We start from the raw sequence: 21,351 nt of genomic DNA on the forward strand, positions 1-21,351 counted from the left end.
GCTGCCGTGCTTTCAACCATGGTGCGCGAACGCATCCGCCACATGCAGCACGTGCGCATAGACAGCACCCGCGCGCAGCACCACGGCGATCGCATACGCTTCATCGAGCGCCTCGCCTGGCGCACCGGCTTCGAGCGCCTGGGCGTGAAAGACCCGTCGTCGCGCGTCGTTTGATTGCGCGTACGCGGCAGCGGCCGCAGCAACCCAGACCAGCGCCGGCGTCAGCGCGTCCGTATCGAACACCTGTTGCACGAACCGTTGTCTTGCCTCGGCGATGCCTGAACCCGCGACCGCGTCCTCATCCTGTACAACGAGATTGCCCGCATCGACAGACACGGCTGCATCACCCAGCGATTCGAGCGCGGCGCTCAGATAGCTGATCGCCACCGCTTCAGCCGCGCTGGCGCCGCCGTGACGGGCCAGCTCGGCGTGATGTTCGATGCAGAACGCACAGCGCGTGATCTGCGCAATCGCGACGGCAACCAGATGCTTGTCCTTCTCGCTCAGCGCGCCGGCCTTCCAGACCGGCGCCGACAGCGCGCGAAACGCCTTGGGCGCGGCTTGCTCGCGTTCGAGCCGGGCCAGGATGCGTGCTTCTTCCGTATGAGAGCGTGGGTGACTCATGACTTCCCTTTCGTGTTATGACGGCGCTCAGCCCGGACTGGCGACAGCAGGATCGACGGGCGGCTGCGGAGCGCGCAGTGCGCCGCGTGCAGCCGGATCGGCGGCGGCCAGCACTGCGATGAGACTCAGCAAGCCGAGCGCACTGATATAAGCACAGATCAGCCAGGGCGTGTTGCCGCCCACGGCCAGCAATGCGGCGGCAACGAACGGCGTGAGCCCACCGGAGAGCAACGTGCCGATCTGATACCCGAGCGAAATGCCGCTATAACGCACTTCCACCGGAAACTGCTCGGCGAACCATGCAGCGCCGGGCGCGTAGATGGCGGCATCGAAAATGGCGAGTTCGATCGCGAAGACGAGCGGCAGGTAGCGCAGATCGCCATGATCGAGAAACCAGAAGAACGGCCAGACCAGCAGGCTGATGCCCACCACGGCCCAGATGGCCGGCCCGCGCCGGCCGATGCGATCCGTGAGCGCGGCCCACAGCGGCGTCGCGATCACCGCGAACGCCGATCCGACGATCACCGCAGTCAGCGCATATGACGCGCCGCCGCGCTTGAGATTCAGATAGCTGATGGCGTAGGTCGTGACGATCGCGTACATGGCCGGTTGCAGCAGACGCAAGCCGATCGTGACGAGCAACGCGCGCCGGTGGTAACGCAGCACGTCGGCAACCGGCGCGCGGCGGATGCGGCCTTCGCTCTGCAGGGCAACGAATGGCGCGGGCTCGTCGATGCGCGAGCGGACGAAAGCGCCCACCGCCACCAGCACGACGCTGAACAGGAACGGGATGCGCCAGCCCCAGTCGTTGAACGCTTCGACCGAGAGCGTCGAGCGCACCGCAAGAAAGGTCCCGGACGCGAGCAGCATGCCCGTCGCCGACCCGACCTGCGTGAACGAGCCGAGCAGCCCGCGCCGGCGCGGCGCCGCGTGCTCGACCGACAGCAGCGACGCACCGCCCCATTCGGCGCCGGTCGCGACGCCTTGCAGCAGGCGCAAGATGACCAGCAGGGCGGTCGCCAGCAGGCCGGCGCTCGCGTAGGTCGGCAGCAGACCGGTCAGCACCGTGGCGACGCCCATCAGCACGAGCGAAAGCACCAGCACGCGCTTGCGCCCGATGCGATCGCCGAAATGACCGGCGAACACGGCGCCCAGCGGCCGCGCGAAGAAGCCCACGCCGTAGGCGGCGAAGGAACCGAGGATGCCGGCAAGCGGATTGGTGGCAGGGGGAAAGAACGTGTGGCTGAAGATCAGCGCGGACGCCGTGCTGTAGATGTAGAAGTCATACCACTCGATGGTGGTACCGATGAAGGCGGCAAAAGCGACGCGCGCGGTACCGGCGCGCGCGGTCGTCGAAACGGGCGGGGATGACATGATTCGGTGGTGACGGACTTGAACGCAAAGGCGCAATTGAAGCATCGATCAGGCGCGCTGCGAACCAATCGTTTGTGCTTTGCATAGACGCCGGAGCGAAGGCTCGCGCTGCACCGCAAGCCGCTACCTCACTGAATCGAAGATCGGCAAGGCTTCGCGTCGGGGGATCGAGGGTTGTGCACCATGATGTTGAACGCACACGCTCGCGGCGATCTGAGCGTGCGCCATCGCGTCGTCGAGCGTGCAACCTGTCGCCAGTTGCGTGGCCAGCACGCCCACGAAGGTGTCCCCGGCAACGGTCGTATCCACGGCGCGCACCGGCCGCGCCGGATGATGCGCGCCCTCGACGGCATCCCCGATCACATGGACCCCGCGCGCACCCAGCGTCACGATGACATGCCGCGCGCCCGCACGATGCAGCGCCAGCGCGGCGTCCTCTGCGCTCGGCAAGCCGTCGGCCAGGATCGACGCTTCGCTCTCGTTCGGCACCAGGTAATCGATGAGCGGCATCCAGTGTCGGGGCAGCGGCTGCGTCGCGGGTCCCGGGTTGAGCACGGTGATCTTGCCGAGCCGCCGCGCTATCGCCAGCGCCGCATGGACCGTGTCGGGCGGCGTTTCGAGCTGGCACACGACGACATCGCAGGCACGGAAGCGGTCGGTCTGCGCGAGCACGCTGGCAGGCGACAGCGCCGCGTTGCTGCCCGACGCCACCACGATGCTGTTCTCGCCCGTCTCCGACACGGTGATCATCGCGATGCCGGTCGGATGCGTCTCCGACACCTCGATCCCCGCGCAAGCGATGCCTTCCGCCGCCAGTTCCCTGACACGCTGCACACCGAACTCGTCGCGCCCGGCGCAGCCGATCATCGCCACGCGTGCGCCCATGCGCGCCGCCGCGATCGCCTGATTGGCGCCCTTGCCGCCGGGCACCGTTTCGAATGCATGCGACAACACGGTCTCGCCCGCCTGCGGCAGACGCCGCGTCCGCGCGACGAAATCCGTGTTGATGCTGCCGATCACGAGCACGCGTCCCGGCTGGCCCGCTGCGGTCACGTCAGTCTTCGCGTGCATCAGACGCGCGGTACCGCTGCCACGCCGATGCGGAAGTTGCCGCGCGTGTCGCCGCTTTCCTGATCGCGCGCCGACCAGTTCTGCATCCTTCGCCGCCGCTGCCAGCGATGCGCTCGTTGCGCCGAACTGCTGCGCGACTTTCTCCGCGCCTTCCAGCTTGCGGCCCGTGACCTGCACGTCGTGACCGGCTGCCTTGAGCTGCTTCACCATGGCCGCGCCGACATTGCCGTATCCGACTACCGTGATCTTCATTGTCTTTCCCAGGTTAAGTTGAGTGATGAAGATCGTACGGAAAGCGGTGGCGGCAATAAATATCGCATGTGTTGACAGAGTGTCGACCGGATCGGTGCTCCATTGCGTCAACGCATGTCCATGCAGATTTTTGAAACGATTTTTGGCGCGGAATAATGACCTCTTTTGCATGTGCAACTGAAGCCGAGGAATCCATGTCCCGCCGTCTGCCCAGCATGAACGCCTTGCGCGCCTTCGAAGCGGCGGCGCGGCATCTCAACTTCAGCCGCGCGGCGGAAGAGCTTTTCGTGACGCAGGGCGCCATCAGCCGGCAGATCAAGCTGCTCGAAGAGTCCTTCGGCGTGCCCTTGTTCAGGCGGCTGACGCGGACCATCGAACTCACCGAGCACGGGCGCGATTACCTGCCCGTGGTGCGCGACGCGTTCGACCGCATCGAGCAGGCCACGCTGCGGCTCGTGAACCGCGACCGTCATCGCATCCTCAACGTCAACGTGCTGCCGACGTTCGCGATGCGCTGGCTCATTCCGCGCCTGCCGCACTTCGCAACCGAGCATCCGGATATCGAGGTGAGACTCATCACGTCGATACGGCCCGTCAATTTCTGGCGCGAGGATCTGGATGTCGCCATTCGCGTCGGCGTCATTCCCGACAGCGATCCGGATCCCGATGCCGAGACGCGTCCGCGCATCAGCCTGCAAATGGCGGATGACTGGAGCAATGTGCGGGCGTATCGCCTGATGCCGGATGTGCTGGTGCCGGTGTGCAGCCCCGAGCTGATGGAGGGCATGCCGCAAGTGCATGAAGCGCGCGAACTGCTGCAATTGCCGCTGCTGCACATGGCGACGCGCGTGCACGCCTGGCCCGACTGGTTCCGCGCGAGCGGCGTCGAATACGATATCGCCGCGCACAACCAGGCTTACGGGCACTTCTTCATGGTGCTGGATGCGGCGCTGGCGGGACGCGGCGTGGCGCTCGTGCCGCGCATGCTGGCGGCGCCCGATATCCAGGCAGGCCGTCTTGTCGTGCCGCTGGCGCTGGAGCATGAAAGCGCGGGCGCCTATCACATCCTGTGCCGAGACCACCAGGCCGACTCCGCGACAGTGCGTGCGTTTCGCGACTGGCTGTTCGCGCAACGCGACGAAGAGAGGGCGCTGAAGGAGACCGACTTGAGCGAAGCCGGTCTTTAGGCTCTACATCAGATCAGGAACGGCGCGAGCCTGGCGTCGATGCTGCGGATCGTATCCACGGTCCAGTCGCGGTTCACGTAGAGCTGGATGGGCAGGCCATCCGGATCGTGCACGAACACCACGCGGCGCGCGGCGTGCTCGTGCGCGGCGATCAGCTTGCCGCCCGAACGCTCGATGCCTTCGATCGCCGCGTCCAGATCCGCTTCGGAGCTGACTTCCACGCCGATGTGATGCATCGGCATGTGCGACTCCACATCGTTCCGATACAGCGCGATATCGCCCATGCCATGCGTGCCCGCGAGCAGCGCGAAGGGCTGATCGCGGCCGCCGGCAAGCGCATTCAGCCCGACGATGTTCGTATAGAAGTCGAACATGGCCCCGAAGTCCTGCGCGATCAACGCAACGTGCGACACGCGGCGACCATGGACGAGCGCGGCGTCGATCACGCGAATCTCGGGATCGACGGGGAAGAGTTGCTCGGCAACCGGTACATTGGTTTCGCCCGGCACCCACTTCGGCTTCTTCTTGCTGAACGAGCCCTTGCGTGCCGAACGCCAGTCCTCCACGACGTCCGCGTAGATCTCGACTTCGTTGCCGTCGGGGTCTTTCTGATAGAGCGAGTGGGCGACGTCGTGGTCTTCCGTCGAGCGATACAGCACGCCCGCGGCCACCGCCGCGCGATAACCTTGTACGAGCGCCGCTTCGCTTGCCACTTCGAAGGCAACGTGATTCAGTCCCGGCTGTTGCCCCGGCTTCGCGTAACGGCTGCCGATATCGACCAGCGCGAAGTCGTGATAGGTGTTGCCGTTGCTGATGAAACTCGCCTTGTTGTCCGGCTGGTTGTAGACCTCTTCGAAACCGAAGATATCGCGGTAATAGTCGCTGGCGCGCTGATAGTCGCCCACGAACACATTGGCATGGGCGAGCCGGCGCGGGGCAAAGAAGCGTGAAGTCATGGTCAGGTCCTTTATATTGAGTGCATCAGGTGCCCACGCGCAGCGGCGCGCGCATCTTTTCGAGCAGCGCGATGACGCTCAACGCGGTGATGAGTCCCGTCTTCGGATTCGAGCTCGGAATGTTTTCGATCGTCATCGTAAAGCGTGCCGAGTCCGAGTCAATTTCGATGGTGTGCGTATTGCGCGTCAGTGCGGGGTCGGCCCAGATTTCGAGCTGGGTGTCGTCCGGACCGATGCCCGCGAGCGACAGCGCCACGGACACGTTCAGATTTGCGGGAAAGCCTTTGGCCGCGTCACGCGGCGTGCCCGAGAAGATACGCGTGGGCGTCTTGATATCGTCGATGCGGATGTTGTTCTCCTCGAGAAACGGCGCGCCGAGCAGACCGGTCACCGGCTTGCGCGTGACCATGCGCGCGGAGTGAATCTTGCCTTTCGCCGCAGCGGTCACCGCGTCGAGGCCGAGTAGCGCGCCGGTCGGCACGCTGATCTGGCCGCCGTTCTCGCGGGCAATTTCGATGAGTTCCATGTGATCGAGCAAGGCGCCGACGCTCAGCGGCACCAGGGTCTTGCCCGCGCGCAGCATGGGTTCGGCGATCTTCGGCAACAGCTGCGACGGCGCACATTCGATGACGACATCGGCGTGGAGCGGCATCTCGTCGAACGAGACGATGCGCGGCGTGTGTCTCAGTTCCGCGAGCCAGGCGCCGGCGGTCGATGCATCGCGTACGCTGACGGCGGCGAGTTCGAGACCGTCGATGCCTGTGTCGATCGCCTTGGCAATCGACTTGCCCACCGTGCCCAGGCCGGCAATCCCGACACGCAGCGCTTGCTTGTCCTGCTTTTGATTCATGCTATGTCTCTCCAGGGTATGGACGCATCTTAGGGGCGCCAAAACCCCGCAACAAACGAGATTTTCTGCGCGCACGGATGAGGTCTCGTCATGCGTCGCCATGATCGGATCTCATCGAAGGGCGCAACAAAAGTCGTTTGCCGGGCGCGTTTTTGGCTCACGATAATGGGCCTTTACCGCTGCAGAAGGATCTGTCGATGCCGTATCTCGATCGTGGCGCGAGCCGCCTCTATTACGAAACCCATGGCGAGGGCGCACCGCTCGTGCTGCTGCATGGCGTGGGCGGCAATCATGCAAGCTGGTTCCATCAGGTGGTCGCGTGGCGCGACACGGGGCAGGTCATCACGTTCGACGCGCGTGGCTTCGGCAATTCGAGCGATGTGGAAGGGCTCGGACGCGCGGCCTTCGCCAACGATCTGGAAGCGTTGCTGGATCATCTGCAACTCCCGCGTGTCGCGCTGATTGCCCAGTCGATGGGCGGCGGTGCGGCCGTTCCTTTCACCGTCCGCCATCCCGAACGCGTGCGCGCGCTGGTGCTCGCCGATACGCTCGTCGGCCTGACGCTGCCCGATGACCTCGCCGCGCGCATGCAGGCCATTGCCGCACGCACCGCGAATCTGTCGCAACTCGAACGCGTGCTCGGGCCCACGTTCATGCGTGCTCAGCCTGCGCAATCGTATCTCTACACGGCGCTCGCGAGCTTCAACGACACCAATGTACGCACCCTGCGCGGCGTCCAGCCGATGACCTCGCTCGAGGAACTCGATGCGTGCGGCGTGCCGGTGCTGTTCGTGGCGGGCAACGAGGACGTCCTGTTCCCTCCGCGGGAAATCGAAGCGGCGCAGCGCACGATGACGCACGCCGATTATCTGGAAATCGATGCCGCCGGTCATTCCGCGTACTTCGAAGCCCCGCACGTGTTCAACGAGCAGGTCTTCGCATGGCTGCAAGCGCAGCCGTGATCGCGTCAGTAACCGCGTGACGGATCGACACGACCCGACACGTCACGTCCCGCTTCGAGCGCGACGATCTTGTCCGCGACCTGCCGGGCGGAATCGTCGATCAGGGTCGCGGCGGAAATATGCGGCGTGACCATCACGCGCGGATGCCGCCAGAACGGATGGGCTGCATCGAGCGGCTCATGCGCGAAGACGTCGAGCATCGCGAAGGCGAGCCTGCCCGCGTCGAGGGCTTCGAGCAGATCGTCTTCGTTCACATGGACGCCGCGTGCGAGATTGATGACGCAGGCGTGATCCGCGAGACAAGCCAGGGTCCGGCGATCGATGATGCCCTGCGTATCGGCCGTGGCGGGCAGCAGATTGATGAGCACATGAAGGCCATCGAGAAAGGCATCGATTCCATCGCTTGAGGCAAACGTTTCGACCGCATCGATGGTTTTGTGTGAACGGCTATAACCGCGCACGATGAATCCGTCCGACGCCAGCGTGCGCGCCACGTGCTCGCCCAGGCTTCCGAGTCCCAGTACGCCGACACGCATGTCCCGCCGATGCAGCGCCTCCAGCGGCCGCCATTCTCCCCGCGCGGCCTGCTGCCGATACGCCTCGAAGCGCCGCATGTGATGCAGCACGCCATAACGCGCGTAATCCGCCATTTGCTGCGCCATGCCGGCATCTTCGAGGCGATAGATCGGCGCATCGATAGGCGATTCGTCGAGCATGGCAAGCAGCGCATCCACGCCCGCGCCCAGATTGAAGACGCCTTTGAGGCCGGCACGCGGCCGCAATGCCTCTGCGCTGCATTTCCAGACGAGCGCGTAGTCGGCAGGGCTGGCATCGCCCTCGGTCCATTCGCGCACATTCGCCCCGGGCAGAACGCTCCGTATCGCCTGCATCCAGCGCGCGGCCTGAGGGGTGCCGACCGCTACCAGGATATCCATGAATCAGCCCTGTTCGTCGATGAAAACCTCGCACGATAGAGCCTGCTGATACGGATATCAAACGAATAAATTTGCCGTCGCGCATGAGTTGAGGTCATGCCTCGACGCATGACCTCAACTCATCGAATGCTCGCGAAAATCTCGTTTGTTGTCATTTTTTCGCCTTCCTATGATGGCCTCGACTTAACCCACATGCCCATCGAAAGCGCATTCACAAGGAACGAAAACATGAACCGTCTCGCACTGCCGCTGTTCGCTTCACTGCTGGCCACCGCTTCGTCGCAGGCGTTTGCGCAGAGCACCGTCACCTTGTACGGCGTGGCCGATGAAGGCATCACCTATGGCAACAACGTCGGCGGCGGCGCGCAATGGGCGGCGGCGAGCGGCACCATGTCGGGCAGCCGCTTCGGCCTGCGCGGCGAGGAAGACCTGGGCAGCGGCCTGAAGGCGGTGTTCAACCTCGAGAACGGCTACGATCTCTCCACCGGCAAACTCGGACAGGGCGGCCGCATGTTCGGCCGCAAGGCCTATGTCGGGCTCACGGATGCGCGCCTCGGTTCCATCACGCTCGGCCGTCAATATGATCCGACCGTGGATCTCGTGCAAGGCATCACCGGCGACGGCGTGTTCGGCGCGTTCTTCACCACGCCCGGCGACGCCGACAACAACGACAACAGCATCCGCGTCAACAACTCGGTCAAGTACACGAGCCCGACGCTCGCGGGCTTCACGTTCGAAGCCATGTACGGTTTCGGCGGCACGGCGGGCAGCATCTCCAGCGGCAATTCGATCGGCGCCGCGCTTGCCTGGAGCAACGGCGGCCTGAATATCGCGGGCGGTTACCTGTACACGAAGAACGACACGCTCGCGAATGCATCGTCGGGCGGCTTCATCAACGACGGCAGCCTCGTTACCGCGGGCTACGGAGTCGCGCCCGGTTCGTTCCAGACGGCGCATGCGGCCATTTCGTACGCGTTCAACAAGTTCACGGTCGGGGCGCGCTATTCGAACTCGCAATACAAGACCTACACGCAGACCGCCGTCTTCAACGACACGGAGAAATTCAACGTGGTCAGCGGCTATGTGGCCTACCAGTTCACGCCGGCGCTGATGGCCGCCGTCAACTACGGCTACACGAAGGCAAGCGGCGCGCAGTCCGCGAACTACAACCAGGTATCGGCAGGCGTCGATTACTTCCTCTCGAAGCGCACCGACGTCTATGCAATCGCCGGCTACACCAAGGCAAACGGCTCGACGCTGTCCGCCGACGGCACGTCGGTGGTTGCCGCCACCGCGAACGTGGGCGACTACAACAACGCATCGTCGAACGGCAAACAGGTGCTGGGCGTAGTCGGCATCCGCCACAAGTTCTGATTTTTGATCACGGGTAAGCCGAAATTTGGTTTGGTCTAATTGGACTTTGAAGGCTTCAGAATCAGCATGCAGCTTGTCCTCGACAATCTGAACGACAGCGCCGGTCTGCTCGGCGCGCGGCGCGTGTTTCGTGTGCCGCGCACATTGCCGGCGAACCTGCGCACGCTGGATGCCGCGCACTGGCAGTTGCACCCGGCGCTGTACGACGCCGATACGCTGCTCGCGTTGCGCGATGCCCGTCTCGACGAGAACGACCGCGAGATTGCACTGGCGGGCGGGGTGGCGCGGCTGAATGCGAGCATCGGCTGGGAGCGCATGTCGGATCGCGAAGATGCGGCGGCGCTGCTGCGCATGGCGAAGGACAGCGTGATGCCGCGCGTGCGTCTGCTGCTGTCGGTCATGCCGGACCACGATACCGCGGGCTTTGCCGCATGGTTCGCGGACTTCGCACCGCATGCGCCGACGGAAGACGGCACGCTGTTACGCGCCTGCAAGCTGTACGGACGCGAGCCGCACTTCCAGCGCAACCTCGACGCCGTGTGGAATGCGGGCTGGCTGCCGGTCGTCTTTACCGCCGACCCTCGCGCGGTGCTGGCGCAGGCGGTGGAGCGGCAGTCCGCGGTCGTGTTCCGTCACGCCGCCAGCGTTGCCGATCTCGATGCCATGCACGCGGATGCCGCGCTCGACGTGTCCCGCTGGGTCGCGAGTTCGCCGCAGTATCTGCTGCCGGTGGACGCTTCGCGGCGCGCGTCGCTGAGCGTGCGTCCGCCGGTGTCCGACGACACCACGCGCAATGCGCTGCTTGCCCGCTTCGACGAGATCGACCTGATCGCCACCGATCACGTCGCGCACGGCTCGACCACGGGTCCGGGACTGCAATCGCAACATCACTTCCTGCCCGCGCTGCTGACGCTGGCCGAGTCGCTGGGCGTTCCCGCTCAAGCGGTGCTCGGCCGTGCATCGAGCCGTCCGGCGATGCTGTTCGGCCAGGACCCGACCGACTGGGCCGTCGCCCTCGTCTCAACCGATTCACCGCACGGCGGCGTCATGCGCGGCATCGATGCCGAGCGCGATCCGTTCAGTGCCGCGTCTTTCAAGCCACGTGTCATGGCGATCGTCCACGGCGATACGTTGTGGCCGACACGTCACCTCATCGACTCATTCAATCCGGAGTAAGCATGTTTCGTCCTGTATTCATGACTGTGGCATCCCTGGCGTCCGCGTGCTTCGCGCTTTCTTCCGCGCCGGCCCATGCGGCCAGTCTGCCGACCTATGAAGCATTCGGCAAGAGCGCCGAATGCGTCGCGCTGCGCAAGCAGTTTCCGACGCTCGTCGGTCAGCATCTGAAGGTCGGCCTCGGCGGCTATACGGCCGGCTTCGAAGCGCCCGCGAAGGATGATCCGTCGAAGATCGAAGGACTCGATCCCGATCTGATCGCGTATATGGGCGCGTGCCTCGGCTACACGCACGAATTCCAGAACGTGGCCTTCAACGTGCTGCTCACGGGCATCACCGGCAAGCGCTTCGACATGGGCCCGAATCTCTATGTCACCGAGGTCCGGCGCAAGCAGGTTGCGTTCGTGTCGTCGTTCGCGGTGATCGACGGATCGGTCATCAAGAAGGGCAATCCGAAGAAGCTGACTTCCCTCGACACCTTGTGCGGCGCGACCGTCGCGGCCGCGGCAGGCACGTATGAAGCGGTAACGCTCGTGCCGCAGGCTACCGAGAAGTGCAAGGCCGCGAACAAGCCGGACGTGAACCTGCTGCTTCTGCAAGCAACGGACGCGAGCGTGCAGGCCGTGGTGAGCGGCCGCGCGGACATCTACCTCACGGCGCATTCGGATGCGAAGGCGCTGGCGGCTTCGGTGCCGGGGCTGGAAAGCGGCTTCACCATCGACCTGCCGATTCTCAACGGTTTCCCGATCGCCAAGGAGAACACGACGCTGCGCGGCGCCGTGCTGGCCTCGATGAAGGTGATCCAGGACAAGGGCATCGAGAAGTCGCTGCTCGACAAGTGGGGACAAGATGCAGCGTCCCAGCGCACGGCCGCCGACGCGGAGTAATGGCGCAGCGGATGCCTTCGCGGCCCGGAAGGCGTCCGCACCGCTGGTTGTTTTCGACGTGAACGAAGCGTGCCCGACATGCAAAACTTTCTGCATTACCTGACTTTCCCTTATCTGCTGCAAGGCTGCATCACCGCGCTCGGACTGTTGTTCGGCGCGCTGGCGGGCGGGCTCCTGATCGGCTTCGTGCTTGCGCTCGCCGCCGATGCGCGCTGGTTCTGGCTGCGCTATCCGGTGCGCGCCTACATCTACGTGATACGCGGCACGCCGCAGCTGCTGCAACTGATCCTGCTGTTCAACGTGCTGCCGCAGGCCGGCATTACGCTGGCGCCCTTCGTGAGCGCGCTGCTGGCGCTGACCATCAACGAGACCGCGTTCTGCGCGGAAATCATTCGTGGCGGAATTCGTTCGGTGAACCGCGATCAGCGCATCGCGGCGCAGGCGTTCGGCTTCTCCGCTTTGACGGAACTCGGGTATGTCGTCGTGCCGCAAGGCCTGCGCGCGATCATTCCGGCGCTCGGCAATGAAGCGGTGGGCCTGCTCAAGTCGACGTCGCTGGCCTCGGTCGTCGGCGTCAGCGAACTGACCTTGCGCAGCCAGACCATCGTGTCGCAGAACTTCGAGTTCCTGCCCGTGCTGCTCGCGTCGGGTGTGATGTATATCGTGCTTTCAGCGGTGATCGCGGCGATTCAGAACTGGTGCGAGCGCAATGTCGGAACGGGACGCCGCGTGCGTCGCGGTGCGCATGCGGAGCATGGTCTCGAGGATCCTGGCCCGGTCGCGCGCATGGCGCCGGTCGAAACGAAGGGCGATTTGACCATGCCGCAACTCGAGATCGACAAGGTCCGCGTCAGCTACGGCAGCAAGCAGGTGTTGAAGGATGTGTCGCTGTCGGTGGCCCCGGGTGAAGTGGTCGCGTTGCTCGGCAAGTCGGGATCGGGCAAGAGCACCTTGCTCAAGACCATCCTCGCGCTCAATCCGCTCGAAGCGGGCAGCATCCGCATCGAGGGCCGTTCGCTGACCTCGACTGCGACAGGATCGCCCATGCCCCGCCGACGTCTGGCGAAAGCGCGTGCCGATGCGCGCATCGGCATGGTGTTCCAGAACTTCGCGTTGTTCGATCATCTGAGCGCGCTCGATAACGCCGCGTCGATTCCCGTGCGCGTGCAGCACGTGCCGCGCATCGAGGCCTCGCGCAGAGCGCGCATCGCGCTGTTGAAGGTCGGCCTGAAGGACTTCGCGGGACACATGCCGCACGAGTTGTCGGGCGGGCAGCAGCAGCGCGTGGGCATCGCGCGCGCACTGGCGAGCGATCCGCGCGTGATTCTCTTCGACGAGCCCACGTCCGCGCTCGATCCCGAACTCGTCGGCGAGGTCGATGAAACAATCCGGCGTCTCGCGCGCACCGGCATCACGATGCTGCTCTCGACGCACGATATCGATTTCGCGGCGAGCGTCGCGGACCGCATCGTGTTCCTGCACGACGGACGGATCATCGAACAAGGCACGCCCGATATCCTGCGTGCGCCGAAGACACCGGAATTCGCAGCGTTCCTGCGTCATCCGGAAGATGAGGCCGCCGATGCGAAGCCGTTGCCCCCGGCCATGCTCGAGGCCGCGCGATGAAAGACTTTCGCGATGCCTCGCGCGCCGCACTCGGCGCGGAGCTATACGGCTATCTCGTGGGCCGTCCGCATGACATGCGTCCCGACGACACCGATCCCAACGAACTCGCGTGGTCGCGTTACCGGCTGGTGCCGCGCGTGCTGCAAGGTCACGATCATGTCGATGTCACCTGCCGGCTGTTCGGTCAAGACTATGCCGCGCCGATCGGCGTAGGCGCGTTCGCGGCGGATCGTCTGTTTGGCGAAGAGGGCGTGACCGCCATTGCGCGTGTCTGCGCGACGCTTGGCCTGCCGCTCGTGGTATCGGAAGAAGCGGTGACGCCGCTCGGCCAGATCACTGCGACGCATGCCGATTGCTGGCTGCAATTGCGTGCTGCGGGACCGCTCGAACGTGCGATCCGCCTGACGCAGGAGGCGGCGCAGGCGGGCTGCCGGGGCATCGTGCTGACGGTGCTCGCGCCGGTGCATCCGGTGCCGGGGCTGCATCCGGGCGGCGTCGATGTCGCCGCGCAGGTCGCGCAACGCGCCTGGGCCACCATTGGCGCGAGCGAGGGCGTAGCGAAACTGCCGGCTTTTCCGTCGTGGGGCTCGAGCGAAATGCGCGAACTGCTGACTGCCGTGCATGCGCTCGGCATGCGGCTCGTGCTCAAGGGCGTCATGCATGCCGACGATGCGCGTGCCGCCCAGGCCGCGGGTTGCGACGGCGTGATGGTGTCGAACATCGGCGTGCGCCAGTCGTACCGCTGGGCGCCGGTGGCGGGGCAACTCGAAGGCATCGGCGAGGTGCTTGATGACGGCATGGCGCTGCTCGTCGACGGCGGGATCCGCCAGGCCGCCGATATCATCGCCGCGCGCGTGCTCGGCGCGCATCTCTCGGTCATCGTGCGACCGGTCGTGCATGCGCTCGCGGCGGGCGGCGAAGAGGCGGTGTACGCGCTGCTGCGCGGTCTCATCGGCGAGGTGCAGGCCATTTGCGCGTGGATGGGAGCGGCGTCGCCCGGCGCTATCGCACGCGATCAACTCATTCGAATGGACTGACCATGTTCGATCTCATTCTGCGCGGCGCGATGCTCGTCGATGCCAACGGCGAGCGCCATGCGGACATTGCCATCGTCGGTCACAGGATCGCCGCATTGCTCGCACCGGATACGCCGGCCGAGACGCGCGCAACCCGCGACGTGCACGGACTCGTGGCGCTGCCCGGTTTCGTCGATACCCATGTCCACCTGTGCGATCCCGGCTACACGCACAAGGAGGACTTCGAGTCGGGCACGCGCGCAGCCGCGCTTGGCGGTGTGACGACGCTGCTCGACATGCCGACAGACTCGCCGATCACGACGCACGCCGCCGAACTGCGCGAGAAGATGGCGCTGGCGAGCGGCCGTATTCATGTCGATGTAGGCTTCCAGGTTGCGAAGCTGCGCGATCACCCGGCGCTCGACGACGTACGCGCGCTCGACCCCGTTTCGTTCGAGCTGTTCATGGCGGGCGTGCCGGAAGCGTATCGGCATGACACGCAGAAGACGCTCGTCGATTCGCTCACGGCGCTGAAACCGCTGAACACGCTGGCGTGTATTTCCCCGGGCGATCATGCGTTACAAAGCGCGCCGCAAATGCACACCGGCAGAGCCGGCCTCGATGCGTTGCTCGCAAGCCGTCCGCCCGTCGCGGAAGCGGCGGGAATCGCCCATGCGGTCCTGGCGTCTGCGGCGACCGGCACGCGCGTGCATCTGCGGCAGGGGAATTCGAAGCTCGGCATCGACACATGGCGGCGCTTGCGTGATCTTGCGGATGTCAGCATCGAAACGACGCCGCAGGCCTTGCTGCTCACCGAAGACTCCTACGATGAACGGCGCAACTTCTTCAAGGCACTGCCGCCGCTGCGACCGGAAGGCGACCGCGCGGCGTTGCTGGAGGCGGTGCGGGAAGGGCTGATCGACATGATCGTGACCGATCACGCGCCGCATGCCCATGCGGAGAAAGCCGCGCATTACGACGATTTTCGCGACGTGCCGAGCGGCATGCCGGGCGTGCAGACCTTTGTTGCGACGATGCTGCATCTCGTTGACAACGGCGATCTGACCTTGCGCGACCTGGCGAGGCTCTGCGCCTGCAATCCGGCACAACGGTTCGGTCTTGCGAAGACGAAGGGCCTGCTCGCGCCGGGATATGATGCGGACCTCCTGCTGCTCGACCCGAAGGGCTCGATGACCTTGCGTGACGGTGACCAGCGCTCAAAAGCGCGCTACACCCCGTTCGATGGCTTGCACGTGTCCTGGGCGCTGAAGGCGGTGTATCTGCGGGGCGCGCTGCTGGAGGAAACAGGTGCAGCGCGTGGCGTGGTGGTGACGGCGAGCGCCTGACTCTTACCTGAACAGACTGGAACAAACGATGCGAAGTGCTTTTCACATGGCTTATCACGTGCGCGATCTCGACAATGCGCGCGCATTCTACGGTGGATTGCTCGGTTGCGAGGAAGGCCGCAGCACAGATACATGGGTCGACTTCGATTTCTTCGGGCATCAGATTTCGCTGCATCTGGGCGAACCCTTCCCGGTCACCAACACGGGCCGTGTGGGCGACCACATGGTGCCGATGCCGCATCTCGGACTCGTACTTGAAATGCCCGACTGGCGTACGCTCGCCGACCGTCTGCGCGCCGGCGGAGTGGACTTCGTGATCGCCCCGACACTGCGATTCGAAGGCCAGCCCGGCGAACAGGCCACGATGTTCTTCCTCGATCCGAGCGGCAATCCGATCGAGGTGAAGGGGTTCAGGAGTCTCGACAGTCTCTACGCCAGGTAATGGCGTTCTTCAGCGTGCTGAAGACCGCTCGGGCTCAAACGTACCGCTTCCCCGCCGCGAGCAGCTCCGGCGTGCCGATCAGCTCGTTCAACTGGTCGAACGTCAGCATCTCCGGCCACATCGGTTCAGTCGTTCCGTGCTTCAGCAGACTCGCGTAGTACCCTTGCAGCCCGTGCGCCACGAAGCGGGCCGTACCGCCCGGAAAGATGACGATGCGATAGCCCCGCTGCCGCAATTCCTCGACGCTTCGCACCGGCGTCTTGCCGCCTTCCACCATGTTCGCCAGCAGCGGCACCCGTTCGCCGAAGCGCCGGCACACGATGTCCATCTGCTCCACCGTATGAACGGCTTCGACGAACAGCGCATCGACGCCGCACTCAAGATAAGCCTCGGCGCGCTCCATGGCCGCGTCGAAGCCTTCGACCGCGATGGCGTCGGTGCGTGCGAGGATCAGCGTGTCCGAAGAGTGGCGCGCATCGAGCGCGGCGCGCAGCTTGCCGCACATCTCGGCCGACGACACCAGCGTCTTGTCCGCCAGGTGACCGCAGCGCTTGGGAAAGCCCTGGTCTTCGAGCTGGATCATGGCCGCGCCCGCACGCTCGAAGTCGCGCACGGTGCGCTGCGTGTTCAGCGCGTTGCCGAAGCCCGTATCGCCATCGACGATGACCGGCGTGCGCACCCGGTCGGTGATGCGCCACAGCGTGTCGACTGCTTCCTTGGCCGTCGTGAGGCCGACATCAGAGCGCCCGAGCGAAGTATACGCGACCGCTCCGCCCGACAGATACAGCGCCTGAAATCCGGCCTGTTCCGCGATGAGCGCGGTAAGCGCATCGTAGATGCCGGGTGCGAGCACGGTTTCGCCCGCAGCGAGACGGCGCTTCAAGGCACCGGACGGCGACGCGTCCTCATGCGGCGACATGGGCATCTCCCTCCGCTGTCGACGTGTCTGGCACGGATCCGTCGAGACCGGGCTTGAGCAGCATGTGCATGCGTTCGGCCTGGCGTTTCTCGAAGCGGACGAAAGCCTCGGTGATATAGCTGCCACGGACGCCGCCGCGCACCGAACCGGGACGCGCGTCGCCGAAGTAATACTCCCATTCGGGCGGCAGCGGCGCGGAATCGGGCACCGACATCCACAGGCGCAGCAAATGGCGACGCCGCGCCTCGTCTTCGAAGTCCTCGAACTCCGTGCGCGAATGCAGCATCACGTAGTTGTTCAGTAATTGCAGATCGCCCTGTTCGAGCCACATGGAAAAGCACAGGCGCGGATCGGCGGCAAGCTCATCCAGCAAGTCGAGCGCCTCGGTCAGTTCGGGCGTGAGGCGCGGCACTTCCGGAAAATCCGCCTGCGCCGCGTTGGTGTTCTTCCGATTGGCGCGCAACGCGAAGTGATCCGTCAGCGAACCGATCACCGGGCAGTTGTAGAAACCCGGCCGGCCGGGCGCCTGCGTGCCCTGATAGCTGTGATAGACAGGTCCCTTCAATGCATCGATCAATTCCGGCCGGCGCTTGCGGATCTCCTCGACTAATGCGAACGAACTCGTGATCTTGCTCTGCCCGCCCGACTTGGCCTCATGAAGACAGAGCAGGGCGACGACATCGCATGAGTCCGCGTGGAAGTCGAGCGCCGCGTTGGTGTTGTAGCCACGGCCGTTCTTCGACTTGTAGGTCGCGCCCGAATCGCGGACATCGTTCATGATCTCGCTGGCGCGATTCTGCGTGCGCGCGACGCCGACGTGCAAGCCGAGTCCCCAATAAGCGAGCTTGGCTTCTTCCACGGACCACTTGTGGACCGGGAAGCCTTTCAGCAGGCACATGCCGAAGCGTTGCTGCGTGGCACGGAACGCGCGATGCAGAATCTCGGCGGATGCGGGTTCGAGCGGAAAGTCTTCCGATGTCATGTCGAGCAGCGGCTTGCCGAGCGCTTTGGCATGACGCATGGCACGGTCGAAGCCCTCCGCGGCTTCGTCGCTCATGCGCAGGGTCCACGACGTGTCGCGTTCGAGGTCCGCGCTGTACCAGATTTTTGGCTTCACCGATGCTTCGCTCATGCTTATCTCCTTGTCGCAGGGATAGAGTCCCTTTGACTGCAAGGATAGAGCAACGCTTCGTAAGATAAAATGGAGTTTTGCTGACGAAACTCGACAAAAAATCTGATGAAGATCGAAATCTTCAATACCCTGCAGGCTGTGCTGGACGTCGGGTCGCTCGCGGGCGCGGCCAAGAACCTGCATCTGACACCGAGCGCGGTCAGCATGCAGATGAAGCAGCTGGAGGCCTACGTGGGCCGTCAGCTGTTCGATCGGTCGGGGCTGGAAGTGCGCCCGCTGCCTGCTGCGTACGAGTTGTCGGAGTTGCTGCACGGCATGCTGTCGCGGCTCGATGCGTTCCGCCGTCAGCCCAGCTTTCAGGTTGAAGGCCATGTGCAGCTCGGCATGCTCGAATCAATGCTGCCCGTCGTGCTGCCCGAACTGCTCAAGCGGCTGAAGACACGCTATCCGCTTCTGCATCTTCAGACGAGGCGCGGCAAAAGCATCGAGCTGACCAATGCAGTCAAGGCAGGCGATCTCGATGCAGCAGTAGTCGCGCAGCCCGAGCGCGGCTTGTCTCGGCTGCACTGGCAGCCGCTGATCAAACGCGGGCTGACCCTGATGGTGCCGCCGCAGGAACGCGAGCGCTCGCTGGGCGCACTGCTCAAACGCTACGAGTGGATCCGCTACGACCGCAACACCATCTCCGGCGCGATGGCCGCCAAGTATATCCAGCAGCGCTTCGGCGGCAAGCCGGCGGGAGATCTGGAGTTCGACAGCGTCCGTGCGATTGCGCCGCTGGTCAGCGCGGGGCTAGGGATTTCCCTTGTGCCGCTGATGGAGCCGGCCATCTGCACGCTCTATCCCGTCACGGTCATCGCGTTGCGCGATGCGCCTGTGCTCCAGTTCTCGCTGGTCACGCGCAAGACGGACGTCGAGAGCCGGCAGCTGATCGCACTGCAGGAAATCCTGCTGGCCGCCACGCGCGCCGCTGACAGGGATGCCGCCTCGGACAAGCCTTGAGCCTGTCTGCAGGCGCCGTCGCTAAGTCAAAAAAATTGACGTGAAATCTAACGATTATTCAATAAAAGTTTTCGCGGGAGCACCTTAATATGGCGTGAAAGCCTCGCAAGCGGACCGGGTGGGGCGCTCGTCATCGCCGTTTGTCTTGAACGGTAGCAATGATGAGCGACACAGAGAGCGATTCCACGAGAACGCCCGCCAGGTTCCGACGGCCAAAAAAGGAGACGTTTCTTGAGCCAATCCCCTACGCTGCGCGCCCATTCCGGCGCTCGCCTCGACCGGCTGCCGATCGGCCGGTTCCATTGGAATCTCGTGGGCATGATCGGGGCTGGCCTGTTTCTCGACGCGTTCGATATCTACCTGCAAAGCGGCGTGCTGGCGACGCTCGTCAAGGGCGGCTGGTCGACGCTGCAAAGCAACGCGGCCTTCATCTCCAGTACCTTGATCGGCATGTGGCTGGGATCGCTGATCGGCGGCTATATCGGCGACCGCTATGGGCGGCGCATGGCCTACCAGTTCAATCTCGCGGTCTTCGGGCTGGCCTCGATCGCCGCCGTGTTCGCGCCGAACATGACGGTGCTGATCGCGCTGCGCTTCGTGATGGGCGTCGGCCTCGGCGCCGAGCTGATCATCGGCTATGCGACGCTCGGCGAATTCGTGCCGAGTCTCGCACGCGGGCGTTTCGGCGCCATCCTCGCCTTGCTCACCAACCTGTCCGTGACGGCCACCGGGATCATCGGCTACTGGGCCATTCCCGCGCTCGGCTGGCGCTCGATGTTCGCGCTCGTCGGCCTGGGCGCCATCGGCATCTGGTTCATGCGCAAGTCGATGCCCGAATCGCCGCGCTGGCTCGAGGCGCAAGGTCGACACGAAGAAGCGGACGCGTTGTTGCGGTCCATTGAAGCGCGTTTTCCGGAACTTCCGGCGTGGGACAGCGTGTCGTTTTCCGTGACGGCGGCAGCGAGCGAGGCCGCGCCGGTCGCGGCAAAACCCGGCTATCGCGAACTGTTCCGCCAGCCGCTGCTGTCGCGGACCGTGCTGACGATGATCATGTCGGCGGTGAACATGTCGGTGCTCTACGGACTGATCGCCTGGTTCCCGACCTTTCTCGTCAAGCAGGGCATCGCGGTCACGTCGACGCTCGGCTACACGGCGGTCATGGGCATCGGCACGCCGGTTGGCTGCCTGATCGGCATGGCGCTGACGGACCGCATCGGACGCCGCGTGAGCATTGTCTGCGTGCTGGTGCTCGAAGCAGTGGCCACGGCGCTCTATCCGATGGTTCACTCGCCGGCCGAACTGATGGCGACGGGCGCCGTCATCATGATGTGTTCGTCCTGCATCACGTCGCTGGCGTTCGCGGTCTATATCCCGGAACTCTTTCCGACCGAGTTGCGGATGCGCGGGTCATCGCTGTCCGCCGCCGTGGGACGTCTTGCATCGGCGGGTGCGCAGGGCGGCATCGTGATGATTTTTGGCATGGGCGGGATCTTCGGCGTGACCAATTTCCTGATCGGTCTGATCGTGCTGCAGATACTCGCGTTGCTCGCGCTCGGTGTGAACACGCGAGCCCAAACGCTGGAGGACATCGAGCCGAAGGATGCGCCTCACGCGGAACCGGCGTCGGCCTTGCATGGCCGCGGCGCGAGCCTGTCTCAAGCCGATTGAAAAGAGAGATGCGCCATCACGATGATGGCGCATCTCCCCAACACCACGTCCAGCGGATCATGGCTCGACCGTCAACGGCGGTCCGAGAAACTCGATGTCCCACTTCGCACCCAGCCTCGCAAGCGTGTCCGGGGCCGGAATGCCGCGCGCCATGACGTCGCGCAGTTCGCTGAAGAAACGGGTGGCGTCGAATCCTGGCGAGATCAGCACCAGCATGTGCGACGTGCCTTCGCTGATATTGATGAAGCGATGCGTGGTGCCGGCCCGCGCCGTCAGCGTCTCGCCTGCCTGCAGGATGCGCAGCACGCCATCCACTTCGAAGAGATAGCGTCCTTGCAGCACATGGAAGATTTCGGTTTCGTTCCGGTGCCGATGCAGCGGCGGACCGAAGCCCGGTGCATCGCGTGTTTCGATGAGCGTCGCGCGCCCCTCCGTTTCCGAAGGCTCGATGCACACCGTCAGATCCAGCCCGATTGCAGGGATGTGAATGGCATCATCCCTGACCGGATCGTCGTCGATGAGGTGCGGCTTCATGATGTCGGTCCTTCGTCG

Annotated in this window: 20 protein-coding genes; 11 read left to right on the forward strand and 9 right to left on the reverse strand. The window is 64.5% G+C overall.

Annotated features, from left to right (window positions below):
- Nucleotides 1–12 precede the first annotated feature (12 nt).
- From QCE69_RS19110 to rbsK, 3 genes are all read right to left on the reverse strand, one after another.
- A complete protein-coding gene (locus QCE69_RS19110) occupies nucleotides 13–624 on the reverse strand; it encodes a carboxymuconolactone decarboxylase family protein (RefSeq protein WP_309932285.1) in 612 nt (203 codons plus the stop codon).
- Between the two features lie 27 nt (nucleotides 625–651).
- A complete protein-coding gene (locus tag QCE69_RS19115; RefSeq protein ID WP_309932287.1) occupies nucleotides 652–1,998 on the reverse strand; it encodes an MFS transporter in 1,347 nt (448 codons plus the stop codon).
- Between the two features lie 123 nt (nucleotides 1,999–2,121).
- Nucleotides 2,122–3,321 (reverse strand): ribokinase, encoded by a 1,200-nt coding sequence (rbsK, locus tag QCE69_RS19120; protein WP_309932288.1) that lies wholly within the window; start codon nucleotides 3,319–3,321, stop codon nucleotides 2,122–2,124.
- Nucleotides 3,322–3,515: 194 nt separating this feature from the next.
- On the opposite strand from rbsK, the gene QCE69_RS19125 reads away from it, so the two are divergent.
- Nucleotides 3,516–4,508, forward strand: a complete 993-nt coding sequence (locus QCE69_RS19125; RefSeq protein WP_309921658.1) for a LysR substrate-binding domain-containing protein — start codon at nucleotides 3,516–3,518, stop codon at nucleotides 4,506–4,508.
- Nucleotides 4,509–4,516: 8 nt separating this feature from the next.
- Here the strand turns inward: QCE69_RS19125 and QCE69_RS19130 are convergent, their stop codons facing one another.
- Entirely contained in the window at nucleotides 4,517–5,464 is a 948-nt protein-coding gene (locus QCE69_RS19130) for a VOC family protein (protein ID WP_309921660.1), read from the reverse strand.
- Nucleotides 5,465–5,489: 25 nt separating this feature from the next.
- Nucleotides 5,490–6,314 carry an aspartate dehydrogenase gene (locus tag QCE69_RS19135; RefSeq protein WP_309932290.1) on the reverse strand — a complete coding sequence of 275 codons (825 nt, stop codon included), beginning with the start codon at nucleotides 6,312–6,314 and terminating at the stop codon, nucleotides 5,490–5,492.
- Between the two features lie 197 nt (nucleotides 6,315–6,511).
- On the opposite strand from QCE69_RS19135, the gene QCE69_RS19140 reads away from it, so the two are divergent.
- On the forward strand, nucleotides 6,512–7,276 hold the full coding sequence (locus QCE69_RS19140; protein WP_309921666.1) for an alpha/beta hydrolase: 765 nt from the start codon (nucleotides 6,512–6,514) through the stop codon (nucleotides 7,274–7,276).
- Nucleotides 7,277–7,281: 5 nt separating this feature from the next.
- On the opposite strand, the gene QCE69_RS19145 is transcribed toward QCE69_RS19140, so the two are convergent.
- Entirely contained in the window at nucleotides 7,282–8,211 is a 930-nt protein-coding gene (locus tag QCE69_RS19145; protein WP_309932291.1) for a glyoxylate/hydroxypyruvate reductase A, read from the reverse strand.
- 228 nt (nucleotides 8,212–8,439) lie between these two features.
- On the opposite strand from QCE69_RS19145, the gene QCE69_RS19150 reads away from it, so the two are divergent.
- The 7 genes from QCE69_RS19150 (at nucleotide 8,440) to QCE69_RS19180 (ending at nucleotide 16,078) form a co-directional block, all read left to right on the forward strand.
- On the forward strand, nucleotides 8,440–9,585 hold the full coding sequence (locus tag QCE69_RS19150) for a porin (RefSeq protein WP_309932292.1): 1,146 nt from the start codon (nucleotides 8,440–8,442) through the stop codon (nucleotides 9,583–9,585).
- Between the two features lie 66 nt (nucleotides 9,586–9,651).
- The gene (locus QCE69_RS19155) at nucleotides 9,652–10,761 is read left to right on the forward strand and encodes a hypothetical protein (protein ID WP_309932293.1); all 1,110 of its coding nucleotides are present in this window, start codon (nucleotides 9,652–9,654) and stop codon (nucleotides 10,759–10,761) included.
- 2 nt (nucleotides 10,762–10,763) lie between these two features.
- Nucleotides 10,764–11,648 carry a transporter substrate-binding domain-containing protein gene (locus tag QCE69_RS19160; protein ID WP_309932295.1) on the forward strand — a complete coding sequence of 295 codons (885 nt, stop codon included), beginning with the start codon at nucleotides 10,764–10,766 and terminating at the stop codon, nucleotides 11,646–11,648.
- A 78-nt stretch (nucleotides 11,649–11,726) separates the two neighbouring features.
- Complete coding sequence (locus tag QCE69_RS19165) at nucleotides 11,727–13,274, forward strand: amino acid ABC transporter permease/ATP-binding protein (protein ID WP_309921679.1); 1,548 nt, start codon at nucleotides 11,727–11,729, stop codon at nucleotides 13,272–13,274.
- Nucleotides 13,271–14,311 carry an alpha-hydroxy acid oxidase gene (locus QCE69_RS19170; RefSeq protein ID WP_309932296.1) on the forward strand — a complete coding sequence of 347 codons (1,041 nt, stop codon included), beginning with the start codon at nucleotides 13,271–13,273 and terminating at the stop codon, nucleotides 14,309–14,311. Before QCE69_RS19165 ends, QCE69_RS19170 begins: the two co-directional genes overlap by 4 nt.
- A 2-nt stretch (nucleotides 14,312–14,313) precedes the next feature.
- Nucleotides 14,314–15,636 (forward strand): dihydroorotase family protein, encoded by a 1,323-nt coding sequence (locus tag QCE69_RS19175; protein ID WP_309932297.1) that lies wholly within the window; start codon nucleotides 14,314–14,316, stop codon nucleotides 15,634–15,636.
- Between the two features lie 28 nt (nucleotides 15,637–15,664).
- Nucleotides 15,665–16,078: a VOC family protein gene (locus QCE69_RS19180; RefSeq protein WP_309921687.1), complete on the forward strand. Its 414-nt coding sequence runs from the start codon at nucleotides 15,665–15,667 to the stop codon at nucleotides 16,076–16,078.
- Between the two features lie 34 nt (nucleotides 16,079–16,112).
- On the opposite strand, the gene QCE69_RS19185 is transcribed toward QCE69_RS19180, so the two are convergent.
- Together QCE69_RS19185 and QCE69_RS19190 are read right to left on the reverse strand one after the other, a co-directional pair.
- Nucleotides 16,113–16,997, reverse strand: coding sequence for an isocitrate lyase/phosphoenolpyruvate mutase family protein (locus QCE69_RS19185; RefSeq protein WP_309921690.1), 885 nt, complete (start codon nucleotides 16,995–16,997; stop codon nucleotides 16,113–16,115).
- The gene (locus tag QCE69_RS19190) at nucleotides 16,984–18,129 is read right to left on the reverse strand and encodes a TauD/TfdA family dioxygenase (RefSeq protein WP_309932298.1); all 1,146 of its coding nucleotides are present in this window, start codon (nucleotides 18,127–18,129) and stop codon (nucleotides 16,984–16,986) included. Before QCE69_RS19190 ends, QCE69_RS19185 begins: the two co-directional genes overlap by 14 nt.
- 105 nt (nucleotides 18,130–18,234) lie before the next feature.
- On the opposite strand from QCE69_RS19190, the gene QCE69_RS19195 reads away from it, so the two are divergent.
- The gene (locus tag QCE69_RS19195; RefSeq protein ID WP_309813674.1) at nucleotides 18,235–19,131 is read left to right on the forward strand and encodes a LysR family transcriptional regulator; all 897 of its coding nucleotides are present in this window, start codon (nucleotides 18,235–18,237) and stop codon (nucleotides 19,129–19,131) included.
- A 231-nt stretch (nucleotides 19,132–19,362) separates the two neighbouring features.
- Complete coding sequence (locus QCE69_RS19200; RefSeq protein WP_309932299.1) at nucleotides 19,363–20,799, forward strand: MFS transporter; 1,437 nt, start codon at nucleotides 19,363–19,365, stop codon at nucleotides 20,797–20,799.
- Nucleotides 20,800–20,856: 57 nt separating this feature from the next.
- Here the strand turns inward: QCE69_RS19200 and QCE69_RS19205 are convergent, their stop codons facing one another.
- Nucleotides 20,857–21,333 (reverse strand): cupin domain-containing protein, encoded by a 477-nt coding sequence (locus QCE69_RS19205; RefSeq protein WP_309932301.1) that lies wholly within the window; start codon nucleotides 21,331–21,333, stop codon nucleotides 20,857–20,859.
- Nucleotides 21,334–21,351 lie beyond the last annotated feature (18 nt).

It is taken from the genome of Caballeronia sp. LZ032 (genome assembly GCF_031451315.1).
Lineage (GTDB): Bacteria > Pseudomonadota > Gammaproteobacteria > Burkholderiales > Burkholderiaceae > Caballeronia.